The organism is Aequorivita sp. KMM 9714 (assembly GCF_011065475.1).
GTDB lineage: Bacteria > Bacteroidota > Bacteroidia > Flavobacteriales > Flavobacteriaceae > Aequorivita > Aequorivita sinensis.
Genome location: NZ_JAAGRO010000004.1, coordinates 66,438 through 79,582, shown reverse-complemented (window position 1 = coordinate 79,582; position 13,145 = coordinate 66,438). Strand labels below are relative to the sequence as shown.

The 13,145-nt window shown below is 32.3% G+C and carries 10 protein-coding genes; all 10 read left to right on the top strand.

The features are described from left to right. Positions 1 to 52: 52 nt before the first annotated feature. A complete protein-coding gene (locus G3A46_RS10605) occupies positions 53 to 1,012 on the top strand; it encodes an EpsG family protein (RefSeq protein ID WP_165149636.1) in 960 nt (319 codons plus the stop codon). Between the two features lies 1 nt (position 1,013). Beyond that, positions 1,014 to 2,000, top strand: a complete 987-nt coding sequence (locus G3A46_RS10600; RefSeq protein ID WP_165149634.1) for a glycosyltransferase family 2 protein — start codon at positions 1,014 to 1,016, stop codon at positions 1,998 to 2,000. 186 nt (positions 2,001 to 2,186) lie between these two features. Next, the gene (locus tag G3A46_RS10595) at positions 2,187 to 3,365 is read left to right on the top strand and encodes a glycosyltransferase family 4 protein (RefSeq protein ID WP_165149632.1); all 1,179 of its coding nucleotides are present in this window, start codon (positions 2,187 to 2,189) and stop codon (positions 3,363 to 3,365) included. A gap of 52 nt (positions 3,366 to 3,417) precedes the next feature. Beyond that, entirely contained in the window at positions 3,418 to 4,692 is a 1,275-nt protein-coding gene (locus G3A46_RS10590; protein WP_165149630.1) for a phenylacetate--CoA ligase family protein, read from the top strand. 1 nt (position 4,693) lies between these two features. Further along, positions 4,694 to 5,299 carry a sugar transferase gene (locus G3A46_RS10585; RefSeq protein ID WP_165149628.1) on the top strand — a complete coding sequence of 202 codons (606 nt, stop codon included), beginning with the start codon at positions 4,694 to 4,696 and terminating at the stop codon, positions 5,297 to 5,299. 5 nt (positions 5,300 to 5,304) lie between these two features. Next, on the top strand, positions 5,305 to 6,384 hold the full coding sequence (locus G3A46_RS14260) for a hypothetical protein (RefSeq protein WP_206736006.1): 1,080 nt from the start codon (positions 5,305 to 5,307) through the stop codon (positions 6,382 to 6,384). 458 nt (positions 6,385 to 6,842) lie between these two features. Next, entirely contained in the window at positions 6,843 to 7,985 is a 1,143-nt protein-coding gene (locus tag G3A46_RS10575; protein ID WP_165149626.1) for an aminotransferase class I/II-fold pyridoxal phosphate-dependent enzyme, read from the top strand. Then, the gene (locus G3A46_RS10570) at positions 7,985 to 9,952 is read left to right on the top strand and encodes a nucleoside-diphosphate sugar epimerase/dehydratase (protein ID WP_165149624.1); all 1,968 of its coding nucleotides are present in this window, start codon (positions 7,985 to 7,987) and stop codon (positions 9,950 to 9,952) included. The genes G3A46_RS10575 and G3A46_RS10570 overlap by 1 nt, the downstream gene beginning before the upstream one ends. A 67-nt stretch (positions 9,953 to 10,019) precedes the next feature. Continuing rightward, positions 10,020 to 10,778 (top strand): polysaccharide biosynthesis/export family protein, encoded by a 759-nt coding sequence (locus G3A46_RS10565; protein WP_165149622.1) that lies wholly within the window; start codon positions 10,020 to 10,022, stop codon positions 10,776 to 10,778. A gap of 5 nt (positions 10,779 to 10,783) precedes the next feature. Next, entirely contained in the window at positions 10,784 to 13,144 is a 2,361-nt protein-coding gene (locus G3A46_RS10560) for a polysaccharide biosynthesis tyrosine autokinase (protein ID WP_165149620.1), read from the top strand. Position 13,145: the final 1 nt, after the last annotated feature.

Sequence of the window (13,145 nt, the reverse complement as noted above, 5' to 3'; positions counted from 1 at the left end):
GCAATCCCAGAGTCAACCCATTGACAGTAATTCGAATTTTAAATTCATGAATGTGGTTGGAGGAACTTATTTTGTGTTTTTGCTATTTTATATTGGACTTAGGCCTATTAGTGGTAGGGCCTTCGTTGATATGGGAACTTACAATCAATATTTTATACATTATGCTAATGGAGGAGAAATTACTTCGGAAAAAGATGTGTTTTTTCACTTTTTTACTAAGCTTTGTTCCCAAATAATGTCAGCAAACGCCTACTTTTTACTATGCGCAGCTCTATATATAATTCCTTTACTCGTTGTTTGTAAAAAGTGGTTTAAAAATTATTGGTATTATGGTTTTTTATTTATGGTGACAGCTTTTTCTTTTTGGGCTTATGGGACTAATGGTATTAGAAATGGAATTGCGGGGTCATTATTCCTATTAGGAATGTCAAGGGATAAACGAGTTTCACAAATTATTTGGTTTCTTTTGGCCTTAGCTTTTCATAAATCAATGCTTTTACCACTAGCGGCATTTATATTATCAAACTTTTATAATAAACCAAAGATTGTAATAGCTTTTTGGGCTCTGTGTATTCCATTATCACTTGTAGCAGGTGGTTTTTTTGAAAGTTTATTTTCAAGTGTAGGTCTTGGGGATGACCGACTTGCTTACTTGACGGTTGGAGCTGATGCCAATCAGTTTGAAAACACCGGCTTTCGTTGGGATTTTTTAGTTTATAGTTCAACAGCTGTTTTTGCAGGATGGTATTATATAGTGAAACGAGGCTATAAAGATAAAATATATTTTTGGTTGTTTAATACGTATGTCATTTCCAATGCCTTTTGGATACTAGTAATCCGAGCAAACTTCTCCAATAGATTTGCTTATCTTTCATGGTTTATGATTGGTTTAGTGATAATATATCCTTTGTTAAAACAGTTTGTAATTCCGAAACAATATAAAAAAATAGGATTAATTTTATTCTTTTATTTTACATTCACATTTTTAATGGCATCTATAAAAACTCTTTAGAATGAAATTTTCTATAATCATACCCATGTTTAACGCGGCTTCTTTTATAGAGCGTGTTTTAATGTCAGTTTTTGAACAAGATATTGAAGATACGTTGATTGAAATTTTGCTTATTAATGATGGATCTCCAGATAATAGTGAACAATTAGCAAGAGAGATTTCTGGTGCTAGGAAAAATGTAAGAATATTTTCTCAAAAGAATAAGGGTTTGGGCGGCGCAAGAAATACAGGAATAGATCATGCTTCAGGAGAATATATTATTTTTTTAGATGCGGATGACTATTTGGAGCCTAACTGTCTGTCAATTATAAATGAAAAAATTTCTACTCCGAAATTCAAGAATATAGATTTGTTTGAGTTAGGCTGTAAATTAGTATCAGAGGATTTTACCTTACTTTCAGAATTTATTCCTAAGCAACCAGAAAAAATACTGACTGGAATAGAATATTATTTAGAGATGAATAGTATCAACTCTGCCTGTAACAAAATATATAGGCGGGAGTCATTAGCGAATTTAAGATTTAAGGAAAAAATTTATAGTGAGGATTCAGAATTTAATACACGTACATTTTTTCTATTTAAATCGGTTTGTTCTCTAGATTTGGTTTTACAAAGCTTTGTTCAAACTACAGGATCCATTACTAGAAATAAAGATAATAATATTAAAAATAAACTAATTCAGGATTATCTTGAAGTTTTTAAATTTACTAGAAACTTTGAAAATGAGCATAGCTCCAAGTCGTATCTAGAAAAAAAATATTTCGAAAAAAAATATACACTATTTACAGTAAATATTTTCTACCTTTTATTAAAATACAGAATGAGTATCTCTAAAGCTATAGAAATAAAGAAGATGCTAAAAAATGAAAAGCTTTTGACTTTAACATATTCTAAATTAGAAAAAAAAAGAGACATGTTTAGGAAGTTTTTGAAGTATGCTTTTCCTTCTTATCTCTTAATCTTAGGAATAAGAAATAAGTCGATTTAAATTAATTAAGCCCTAAACTTAACTATTTATTGAATTGGTAAAAAACGTAGTTGGGTTAATAAAAAACATTATAAATACAAATTCCAATTTTTAAAACGTTTAAAATGAGGTAGATAGTTGCATTATAAAAAGATTAGCAGTTAGAATTTGAAAAATAAACAATATTAATGTATAAAACCCATTTTAATGATTGATCACAAGCTAATCCGTATTACAACTGTTCCACAATCTCTTCGTGGCCTACTTAAAGGTCAACTTAAATTTATGTCTGAAAATGGATTTGATGTAATTGGCGTGTCAAGTCCTGGTGATGCTTTAGAAGATGTTAAGAAGAACGAGGGGATTAGGGTGAGAGCTTTACAGATGACAAGATCTATTTCGATATTTCAGGATTTAAAGTCGTTATTTAATTTATTTATTTTTTTTAAAAAAGAAAAACCACAAATAGTGCATTCTCATACTCCAAAGGCGGGAACTTTAAGTATGTTAGCGGCAAAGTTAGCTGGGGTTCCCTATAGGCTACATACCATCGCTGGGTTGCCTTTATTGGAAGCAAAAGGCAAAAAAAGATTATTACTCGACATTGTGGAAAAAATAACGTATGCTTGTGCTACTCATATTTACCCAAACTCCGTTGGTTTGAAAGATATTATTTTAAAAGCAAACTATACCAACCCTAAAAAACTTAAAGTTCTTGCAAATGGTAGCTCTAATGGAATTAATACTGCCTATTTTGACCCTAATCTTTATTCAAGTTTTGATCGCACTGAATTAAGAAATAAGTTGCAAATAGCATCTGACGATTTTATCTTTATTTTTGTCGGAAGATTGGTTGCAGATAAAGGAATAAATGAACTAATAGCTGCTTTTACCAATTTTTCTAAAACAAATGATAATGTAAAGTTATTATTAGTAGGGCCATATGAAGAGGTTATGGATCCTTTATACCCAGAAACTATAAGTCAAATTAACACCAACTCAGCTATTATTTCTGTAGGTGTGCAAGCGGATGTTCGGCCATATTTTGCAATAGCTGATAGTTTGGTTTTCCCTAGTTATAGGGAGGGTTTTCCAAATGTAGTCATGCAGGCTGGAGCTATGGGGCTACCCTCTATTGTAACTAATATTAATGGTTGTAATGAAATAATTACACATTTAAGTAATGGATTGATAATACCAGTCAAAAATATAGAAGCTATAGAAAATAGTATGAGCTTTATGTTATTTGAGAAAAATAAATATAATTTAATGAAGGGAAATAGTAGGGAGTTTATAGTAGGTAGATATAACCAACATATGGTTTGGAAGGCTATTCTTAATGAATATGAAAAAATCTTGAACCCCATTAGCAATGAAGAACTTTAAGTGTTTTATAATACCTTAAAACATCCAACATATTTTATTTAAAATGAAGTAAATGAATATAACTAAACTCTTATTTAGAATTAAGGAAAACCTAAGTGGTTCAAGAATTACAAATAATTATATTGAAATTAAGGAGCATTTTCAAACGAAAAATTCTAACTCATCAAAAGATTTATACAATTTGCTGAGTCATGCATCCAAAAATGTTCCCTATTATAATAAATTTGAGTATAAAAGTTTAAAAGAATATCCAATAGTTAATAAAACGATAATTAAATCAAACAAAGATGAATTCAGGGCAAGTAATTTTATAGATAAGGGATTAATAAAAATGACCACTTCTGGCTCTACTGGAACTCCATTTACAATCTATCAAGATAAAAATAAAAAAGCTCGAAATCATGCTGATACGTTATATTTTGGAGAATTGGGAGGATATAATTTAGGTAATAAGTTGATTTATCTAAAGATATGGGTGAAAAAGAATATGCAAGCCTCTTGGCGATTTAGATTGCAGAATATTCTCCCTATAGATGTAATAAATTTAAATGATAAAAATATTGAAAGTTTATTAATTGATTTCAAAAAAAAATCCACGAAAATTCATACTGTATTGGGGTATGTTTCTGCATTGGAACAGGTAGCTAAATATTGTGCAAAGAATAATATATTGGATTTATCTTGCAAATTTTCAGGAGTAATTACTATGTCTGAATCATTATCTCCTGAAACTCGTTATAAATTGCAAAATTTATTTAAATGTCAAGTAGTGTCAAGATATAGTAATATAGAAAATGGAATTATTGCTCAACAGGAAAGTAATAGTGATAATTTTCTTGTAAATACAGCTAGTTTTTTTATTGAAATCTTCCATCTAGAAAAAGATGAAGTTATTGAGGATGGCTTACTAGGTCGAATAGTAATAACTGATCTTTTTAATTATGCTATGCCTCTAATTAGATATGACACTGGTGATTTAGGTGCAAAAATATCAATTGATGGAAGAACCTTTTTAAAGACAGTGGAAGGTCGAAAATTAGATTTGTTGTTTAACACTTCTGGTGAAATTGTTTCTTCTTATATAATGTATAAAAATATGTGGCAATACAGTGAAATAGATCAGTATCAATTGATACAACTTGGAGAAAAATCTTATCAATTTAATATTAATTGTCCAAATGGATTTAAAAGAGAAAAACAGTTAGTTAATGAATTTAAATCTTATTTAGGTTCAGATGCAGATTTTAAAATTAAATATGTTGAAGGAATCCCTTTATTAAGTTCTGGTAAATTTAGAAAAACTGTGAATCTATATAGAAATATTTGACATGTACAGAGCAATATTTAAAAGAATTTTAGATTTTATTATTTCGTTTTGTTTAATTTTTTTACTATCGCCATTTTTAATTCTTACTTCGATTATTTTAATTTTTCAAAACAAGGGTACCCCAATCTTTTTGCAGACACGACCTGGTAAGAATCAAAAGGCTTTTAAGATTATTAAATTTAAAACTATGACTGATCAGCGTAATGAGCAAGGTGAAATGTTACCGGATCATCAGCGCATAACTAGTCTCGGAAAAATAATTCGAAAACTATCCATAGACGAACTTCCACAACTAATTAATGTTTTAAAAGGAGAAATGAGTTTAGTGGGACCAAGACCCCTGCTTTTTAAATATATCCCATTATTCTCTGAAGAACAACTTCGCAGACATGAAGTGCGACCAGGTATAACAGGTTGGGCGCAAGTCAATGGACGAAATTCTATATCTTGGACAAAAAAATTTCAGTTAGATGTTGAGTATGTTGATAATTTAAGCTTAGCATTAGATTTGAAAATACTTTATCAAACTGTTTTGAAAGTTATAAAAAAAGAAGGTATAAATCAGCAAGAGGATAGACCTATGCAACCTTTTAATGGTAAAAATTAAATAGAATGAATGTAACAATTTTGATTAATGGTGTTGGAGGTCCAACCCCTAGGAGTATTGCTCGCTCTTTACTAAGATTTAGTAAATTAAAAGTTCGATTAATTGGAACAGATGTCAATCCTTTGGCTCATGGATTATATGAAAAGGACTTGTATAGTAAAACGTATGTTATCCCTTCTGCTGATAATAGTAATTATTGGTCTACATTGGAAAAGATAATCATCGATGAAAAAGTAGATTTAGCAATTGTGCAGCCTGAATTGGAAGTTCTAGAATGGACTAGATATAAATATCAAGGTAATGATTGGCCTTGTAAAGTCTTATTGCCTGATTATGATATAGTAAAAAACTTGATAGATAAGTCTTTAATGACAAAAATCTTAGAAGATACTGACTTGGTGCCAAATTCATTAAATATTTCTCCAGATAAAATTAATCTAGAAATTATAAAGAAAAAGTTGGGTTACCCATTTTGGATTCGCTCAACCTCAGGATCTAGTGGTCTTGGTTCCTTAAAAATAGAAGATAGTGCTAGTTTAAAGAATTGGATTACAATAAATCCGAATGTTTCTAATTTTATAGGGAGTACATACTTACCAGGACGAAATTTGGCATGTAAATTACTATTCCATGAGGGGAAATTAATAAGATCAGCGACTGGAGAACGTGTTAATTATATAATGAGTAAGGTGGCTCCTTCTGGGATTACAGGTAATACTTCATTCGGTAGATTAATAAATGAGCCCAAACTTATTGAGCTTTCTGAAAAAGCACTTCGTCTCATAGAAAAGAATGCTGGTAAAAAACTTCACGGTTTTTTTACAGCAGATTTCAAGGAAAATGAAAATGGAAAGCCATATTTGACAGAAATTAATGTAAGGATGGTTGCCTTCAACATGCTTTTTGCAGCAGCGGGAGCTAACTTTAGCGAAGATATTGTGAATTTATTGCAAAATCCCAAAGCTTTTGACCTAAATTATAGAATGTATAAATTTGAAAGTGATCTAATCTTTTTAAGAGATGTTGATGCGGAGCCTATATTAATGAAAGAAACTGATTTGTTGGATAAAGTTGAAAATCACTAAGGTTTATTGTAAATATTTGTTTTTGATATTATTTAGACCAAAAGCTTCGTTATAATAAATTAATATTAGGTCATTTTTTTTTTGCTTTTTTAAATTAGGGAAATACAATGTAAGAATTAGGATTTACTTCTTATTAATTAGAGGTTAATTTAAATTGTAATGTTTGCTAAATCTTAAAGAATACTTTTATAATATCGCGTAAATCGATATAGCTCATGACTTCATAAAATTTGAGTTAATTTGGAATCGCTTATTTGTATATTTTTACTTCCAAACTATTCATTGAGTAGTAGGATGTTGTTGGTGAATTTGGGTAAATAATTTATATCTTTGCAACCTCCCTGATTACTGTTTATTTAAACAAAAGAGTCATCTAACTGAAACTTATTATACGTGAGGTGTTTTATTACAAATTTATGTAACTTCACAAGTAGTAGTTTTCAATTATTCTATAATTAATGAAAGATAAGATTTACCTATCCTCACCCCACATGGGCGGTAGTGAATTAGACTTTGTAAAAGAAGCATTTCACACAAATTGGATAGCACCTTTAGGGCCAAACGTTTCCCAATTCGAATCGTTATTGGAGCAATATTTACAGTCAGGAAGTCATGTAGCAGCCCTTAGTTCTGGAACTTCGGCAATTCATCTAGCTTTAATAATTTTAGGTGTGGGAAAAGGGGATGAAGTACTGTGTCAAAGTATGACGTTTTCAGCTTCTGCAAATCCAATTCTTTACCAAGGCGCAACTCCTGTGTTTGTAGATAGTGAAGAGGAAACTTGGAATATGTGTCCTGAATTATTGGAAACAGCTATAAAAGACCGTCTAGCGAAAGGAAAAAAGCCTAAAGCTATAGTGGCGGTTCATTTGTATGGTATGCCGTATAAGGTAACAGCCTTAAGAACAATTGCTGATAAATATGATATCCCTATTGTAGAAGATAGTGCTGAAGCTCTAGGGAGTAGTTATAATGGAAAAAAATGCGGAACTTTTGGTGATATTTCTATTTTGTCTTTTAATGGGAATAAAATAATAACGACTTCAGGTGGAGGGGCTTTAGTTTCAAATCAACTTGCTCATAAAAACAAAGCTATATTCTTAGCAACCCAAGCTAGAGATGACGCACCACATTATCAGCATTCTGAAATAGGGTATAACTATAGGCTTAGTAATATAAGCGCTGGAATAGGCTGCGGTCAAATGGAGGTTCTCGATAAACACGTATCCTTAAGAAGAGGTATGAATTTATTTTATCAAGATCTTTTTAAAGATGTAAATGAAATTGAGGTTTTTAAGGAAGCAAATGATGCTATTTATAGTAATCATTGGTTGAGTTGCATTACATTTACAAATACAACAGCAAAATTAAATCCTGAAGCCCTACGCACATTTTTATTAAATGAAAACATCGAGGCAAGACCTTTATGGAAACCAATGCATTTACAACCTGTATTTAAAGATGCTCCTTCCTATGTAAATGGGGTAGGAGAACGACTTTTTAAAACAGGTTTGTGTTTGCCTTCAGGAAGTAATTTAAATGATGCAGATAGATCAAGGATTACAGAGACCGTTATTAATTACTTAAAAAATAGCGTATAATGAAAATGCCAGGAAAATTTACTTTTCTTGCCTTTAGACTTTACAGTAGGTTTAGAGACTTTATTTTAGGACAACGCTATTTACCGCGTTGGATGGTGGCATTAATAGATCTTTCTATTTGTGGCGTCTCTTTTTTGCTTACTTGGCTTATCTTAAGTGAAACTCCAGTATTTTTCAATCAATTTTTATCGATACCACAAAAAGCTTTATTGCTAATAGGCCTACACTTCTTGTGTTTTATTATATTCCGAACCTATTCTGGGATTATAAGGCATAGCACTTTTGCAGATGTTTATCGTTTTGCAAAGTCTACCTTGGCATTTCTAGTTATTACTATGGCAGGGAATATGGTGTTCTATTATTTTAATGGTGCAAAGCTATTCCTTACTACTACCATATTACTATACACCTTTTTATCGTTAACCTTGTTACTTGCCTTTAGAATTACCATAAAAGAAATGTACCGCTTTCTTCGCGCTGCAGCTACTTCGGGGCGTTTAAAAAAGCGCGTTATTGTATTGGGAATTGACGATAAAACAATTTCGCTTTCACATGCTATTTTATCCGATTCAGCTTCTATTTATCGACCTGTTGCATTTTTAACCACTAAAGAAAAGCGAAAGAGATTTAAAATTTTGAATCTTCCTGTTTGTTATACCGATGATGATATTGAATCAAACTTAGAATCAACCAAATCTAAGCACAATGCAGATGGGGTATTGTTTGTTGGAGATTTGCTTTCCGTTGATGAACGAAACTCTATAGCAGAAGCGTGTTTTTCTGTGGGACTTGAGGTCTATAATTTATCATTGCCAGAGCAATGGAGTGATATTTCAAAAAAACCATTAAAGATTGACCCTCTTAGAATCGAGGACCTTTTGGAGCGAAGTGTTATTGAAACCGATATCGAGCTAATATCAAAAGATCTTAAAGATAAAACGATTCTCATTACTGGAGGCGCAGGGAGCATAGGAAGTGAATTAGTTCGACAAATTGCTGAAATAAACCCTAGACTATTGGTTGTTTTAGACAATGGCGAAAGTCCTTTACACGGGGTAGAAATATATTTAAAGAATAACTTCCCACATCTTAATTACAGTATTTTCCTTGCTGATGTAACTAAGAAAGGGAGAATGGAGGGTATCTTTAAAAAGTTTAAGTTTGACGTAGTTTATCACGCTGCAGCATATAAACACGTGCCTATGATGGAGCGTCATCCAAGGGAGGCAATTAGAACAAATATAGTAGGAACCCGTACGTTAGCAGAGCTTTCTGTAAAGTATGGATGTGAGCGTTTTGTAATGGTTTCTACAGATAAGGCAGTAAACCCTAGTAACGTAATGGGTGCATCAAAACGTGCTGCTGAAATGTTTGTACAGTCCTTACAACGTACTCCGGGGATAACCACAAAATTTATCACCACGCGATTTGGAAATGTATTGGGCAGTAATGGCTCGGTAATTCCTTTTTTTAGAGAGCAAATTAAAAATGGAGGTCCAGTAACGGTGACGCATAAGGATATTATTCGTTATTTTATGACTATTAAAGAAGCTTGTCAGCTAGTATTACAGGCGGGAACAATGGGAAAAGGAGGAGAGATTTTTGTATTTGATATGGGTAAACCCGTTAAAATATTAGACTTGGCCGAACGAATGATTAAGCTTAGTGGCTTTAAACCCTATAAAGATATCCCTATTGAAATAGTAGGATTAAGACAAGGTGAGAAATTGTATGAAGAGCTATTGATAGACGGGGAAAATACACTTCCGACATATCATCCAAAAATTATGGTTTGCAGTACAGTGCCTCATGACTATAATGTTATTTGCAATGCTATTGATGAGTTAGAGCTTATGGCGGATAGTGTGGGAAAAAAGAAAGACATCATTAAAAAGCTAAAAATATTAGTGCCAGAATTTGTAAGCCAAAATTCGGAATATTCAACTTTGGATAAACAAATTGAATAAAATTCTATATAGAATTACCATTTTAACACTATAAATAAAAAATTATATTTGCAATAAATAATCTTAAATGAAACAATTCGCAACTAAAATATTTTTCTCAGTGTTTTTCCTTTTACTGATAGCTTCTTGCACATCCAAAAAGGAAATAGTTTATTTTCAGAACTTACCTGAACAATTAGCGCAATTGGATAGTGTTCAAAGTAATTTTAAGATAAAGCCTAACGATATTTTAAATATTACTGTTACAGCTTATGATCCTATTGCGGTTAAACCCTTTAATTTAGTTTTAGAATCCAGTGGGGGATTACTAGCAGAACGTCAAGGGTACTTAGTTGGCGCAGACGGCACTGTTAACTTCCCTGTTTTAGGAAAAATTAAAGCCGCAGGACTTACGAGAGTAGAGTTAAGTGAAAAACTTACCGAGCAAATCTCTGAATATATCCTAGACCCAATTGTGATTATTAATGTTTTAAACTTTAAAGTGAGTATACTTGGAGGTGTTAATAGTCCAGGGACTTACTCTGTACAAGGAGAACGACTTACGCTTACTGAAGCGATAAGTCTTGCAGGGGATTTAAGTGTATATGGCAAACGCGACAATATATTAGTACTTCGTGAGAATAATGGGAAAAAAGAATATGCTTATTTAGACTTACGAGATGTTAATATTATGGAAAGCGAATTTTATTATCTACAGCAAAACGATGTTGTATATGTGGAACCAAATAATGTAGTGGTTCAACAATCTGGAATTAACCCTATTGCAACATACCTAATATCTATAGCTACTTTTATTACAACTTTAGTAGTCGTTTTCATTAAATAAATAAAATGCAAGATCTTCCTCAAAATACTAATCAGCAGCAAGAATTATCTATAAGAGAGCATATTGACGTATACCTAAGAAATTGGCCCTGGTTTATAGGATGTGTTATTATTGCATTAATTGTAGCTTTAATTTATTTGCGCTATACGCCTCCTACCTATAGTGCTAAAGCAACAGTATTAATTAAAAATGAAGATAAATCTGAACTGGCCGCTTTTCAGGATATGGGCTTAGTTTCCAAGATGAGCTTTTCCGACTTTGCAAATGAAATGGTAGTTCTGCAGTCGAGAGGACTTACAGAACGAGTGGTTGAAACACTAAACCTAAATGTTTCCTATATCAAAGAAGGAAATATTAGAGATGCAGTAATATTTGTAAATCCAGCTTTCGAGGTTAAAGTAATTGCACCAAATGGTGAGGTGAATAATTCTAGCGGTTCATTTTATATTCTTCCACTTTCTAGTGTTGAATTCAGTTTAAAAAACAGTGAAAAAGAAGAGATAGGAGTCTATAACTTTGGAGACCTTATAGATTTGGGATGGACTAATATATTGGTAACTCCAAAAGTCGAAGCCTTAAAAAGAGCTGAGAAAAGTGGAGAATTTGATGAAATTAGGGTCTCAATAAAAAGCAAATCCTCAGTAGCTGCTGGTATACGTTCTTCAGTTGAAGTAGGCCCCTTAAACGATAAAAGTAGTGTTATTCTTATTACGTTAACTTCCGATTCTCCTGAAAAAGCGAGGGCGACCCTTAGTGAGTTAATAGATCAGTATAATGCTGACTCTATGAACGATAGAAATATGATAGCTCAAAACACAGCTGATTTTATTCAAGGGAGGTTAGAGTTAATCACTAAAGAGCTCGACAGTGTAGAAACTGGAAAAGTAGAGTTTAAAGAAAAGAACCTACTTACAAATATTGAAGCAGAGGGAGGTATGTATTTGCAAAATTCAAACCAAGTAAATCAAAAGCAAATAGCAGTTGAAACTCAGATAGCCTTGGTTAATACTATGATGGATTATTTAAAAAATAGTTCAAATACAGATTTACTTCCTGCAAATCTTGCTGGAGGAGAGCAAGGATTTTCGGCTGTGGTGGATGAATACAATCAACTAATAATGGAGCGAAATCGCTTGTTGCAGAGCAGTACCACTAAAAATCCATTAGTTGTTGGTCTTGATGAGCAGATTAGTGAGGTGCGTGCTAATGTTTTGGAAAGCATGCTAAATGCCAAACAGTCGTTGAGGGTAAGTTTAGGGGAAATTAATAGGGAAAAGGGAACCGTTGGTTCAAACATTCGTCAATTTCCTGATAAAGAGAAAACATTTAGAAGTATTGTTAGACAACAAGAAGTAAAAGAGACTTTGTATTTATATCTACTTCAAAAAAGAGAAGAAAATGCAATTGCTATGGCAGTTACTTCTCCTAGAGCAAAAGTGGTGGATCAGGCTTATAGTCAAACAATACCTGTAAAAAAAGAGATTTATTTGCTTGGCGCTATAGTTATAGGACTACTTCTACCGTTTTCTGTTATTTATCTAAGACAACTTTTAGACAACAAAATTAGAAATCGTGTTTATTTAGAACGTCATGCGGAGGAAATAGGGATAGTTGGTGAATTGCCAGAATTAGGTAGAAAGGAGGAAGACTTAATAACTGAAAATGACACTTCAATTCTAGCAGAATCTTTTAGGATACTAAGTACTAATTTAAAGTATCTGTTTTTAGATAAATTAGTAGATAAATCCAGAGGGAAAGTTATTTTTGTAACCTCTACAGTAAAGGGAGAAGGAAAAACTTTTGTCTCTGCAAACTTGGCAGTTACCTTAGCTAATGGAGGTTCTAAAGTTGTGGTAGTAGGTGCCGATATTAGAAACCCTCAGTTACACCGCTATATTAATGGACAAAATGATAAAGGTGTAGTAGAATATTTGGTTTACTCTGATACATGTGCCGAGGATTATTTACAACCTGCCTCTAAACAAAAGAATTTATGGCTAATGCCTGCTGGGGCAATTCCACCTAACCCTGCCGAATTATGGATGCAAAAACGCACTGAAGAACTGTTTAACGAGTTAGCTGCTAAATTTGATTATGTAGTGGTGGATACAGCACCTTCAATGTTGGTAACTGATACGCTATTGATAAATAAGTACTCTGATATAACAATTTATACAGTTAGAGCTGGATATACACATAAAAACCTACTTAACTTTCCTTTAGATAACAAAAAAAGCGGGAAGTTAAAGAACCTAGCTTTTGTTCTAAACAACGTATCAATGACCAATTTTGGATACGGTAATAAATATGGTTACACTTATGGACAGAATAAGAAAACTTTCTGGCAAAGGATGTTTGGGAGGTAAT

Coding starts and splice junctions, on each gene's coding strand:
- G3A46_RS10570 (WP_165149624.1), top strand. CDS start 7,985: ATGAAAATGCCAGGAAAATTTACTTTTCTTGCCTTTAGACTTTACAGT.
- G3A46_RS10575 (WP_165149626.1), top strand. CDS start 6,843: ATGAAAGATAAGATTTACCTATCCTCACCCCACATGGGCGGTAGTGAA.
- G3A46_RS10590 (WP_165149630.1), top strand. CDS start 3,418: ATGAATATAACTAAACTCTTATTTAGAATTAAGGAAAACCTAAGTGGT.
- G3A46_RS10565 (WP_165149622.1), top strand. CDS start 10,020: ATGAAACAATTCGCAACTAAAATATTTTTCTCAGTGTTTTTCCTTTTA.
- G3A46_RS14260 (WP_206736006.1), top strand. CDS start 5,305: ATGAATGTAACAATTTTGATTAATGGTGTTGGAGGTCCAACCCCTAGG.
- G3A46_RS10600 (WP_165149634.1), top strand. CDS start 1,014: ATGAAATTTTCTATAATCATACCCATGTTTAACGCGGCTTCTTTTATA.
- G3A46_RS10560 (WP_165149620.1), top strand. CDS start 10,784: ATGCAAGATCTTCCTCAAAATACTAATCAGCAGCAAGAATTATCTATA.
- G3A46_RS10585 (WP_165149628.1), top strand. CDS start 4,694: ATGTACAGAGCAATATTTAAAAGAATTTTAGATTTTATTATTTCGTTT.
- G3A46_RS10595 (WP_165149632.1), top strand. CDS start 2,187: ATGATTGATCACAAGCTAATCCGTATTACAACTGTTCCACAATCTCTT.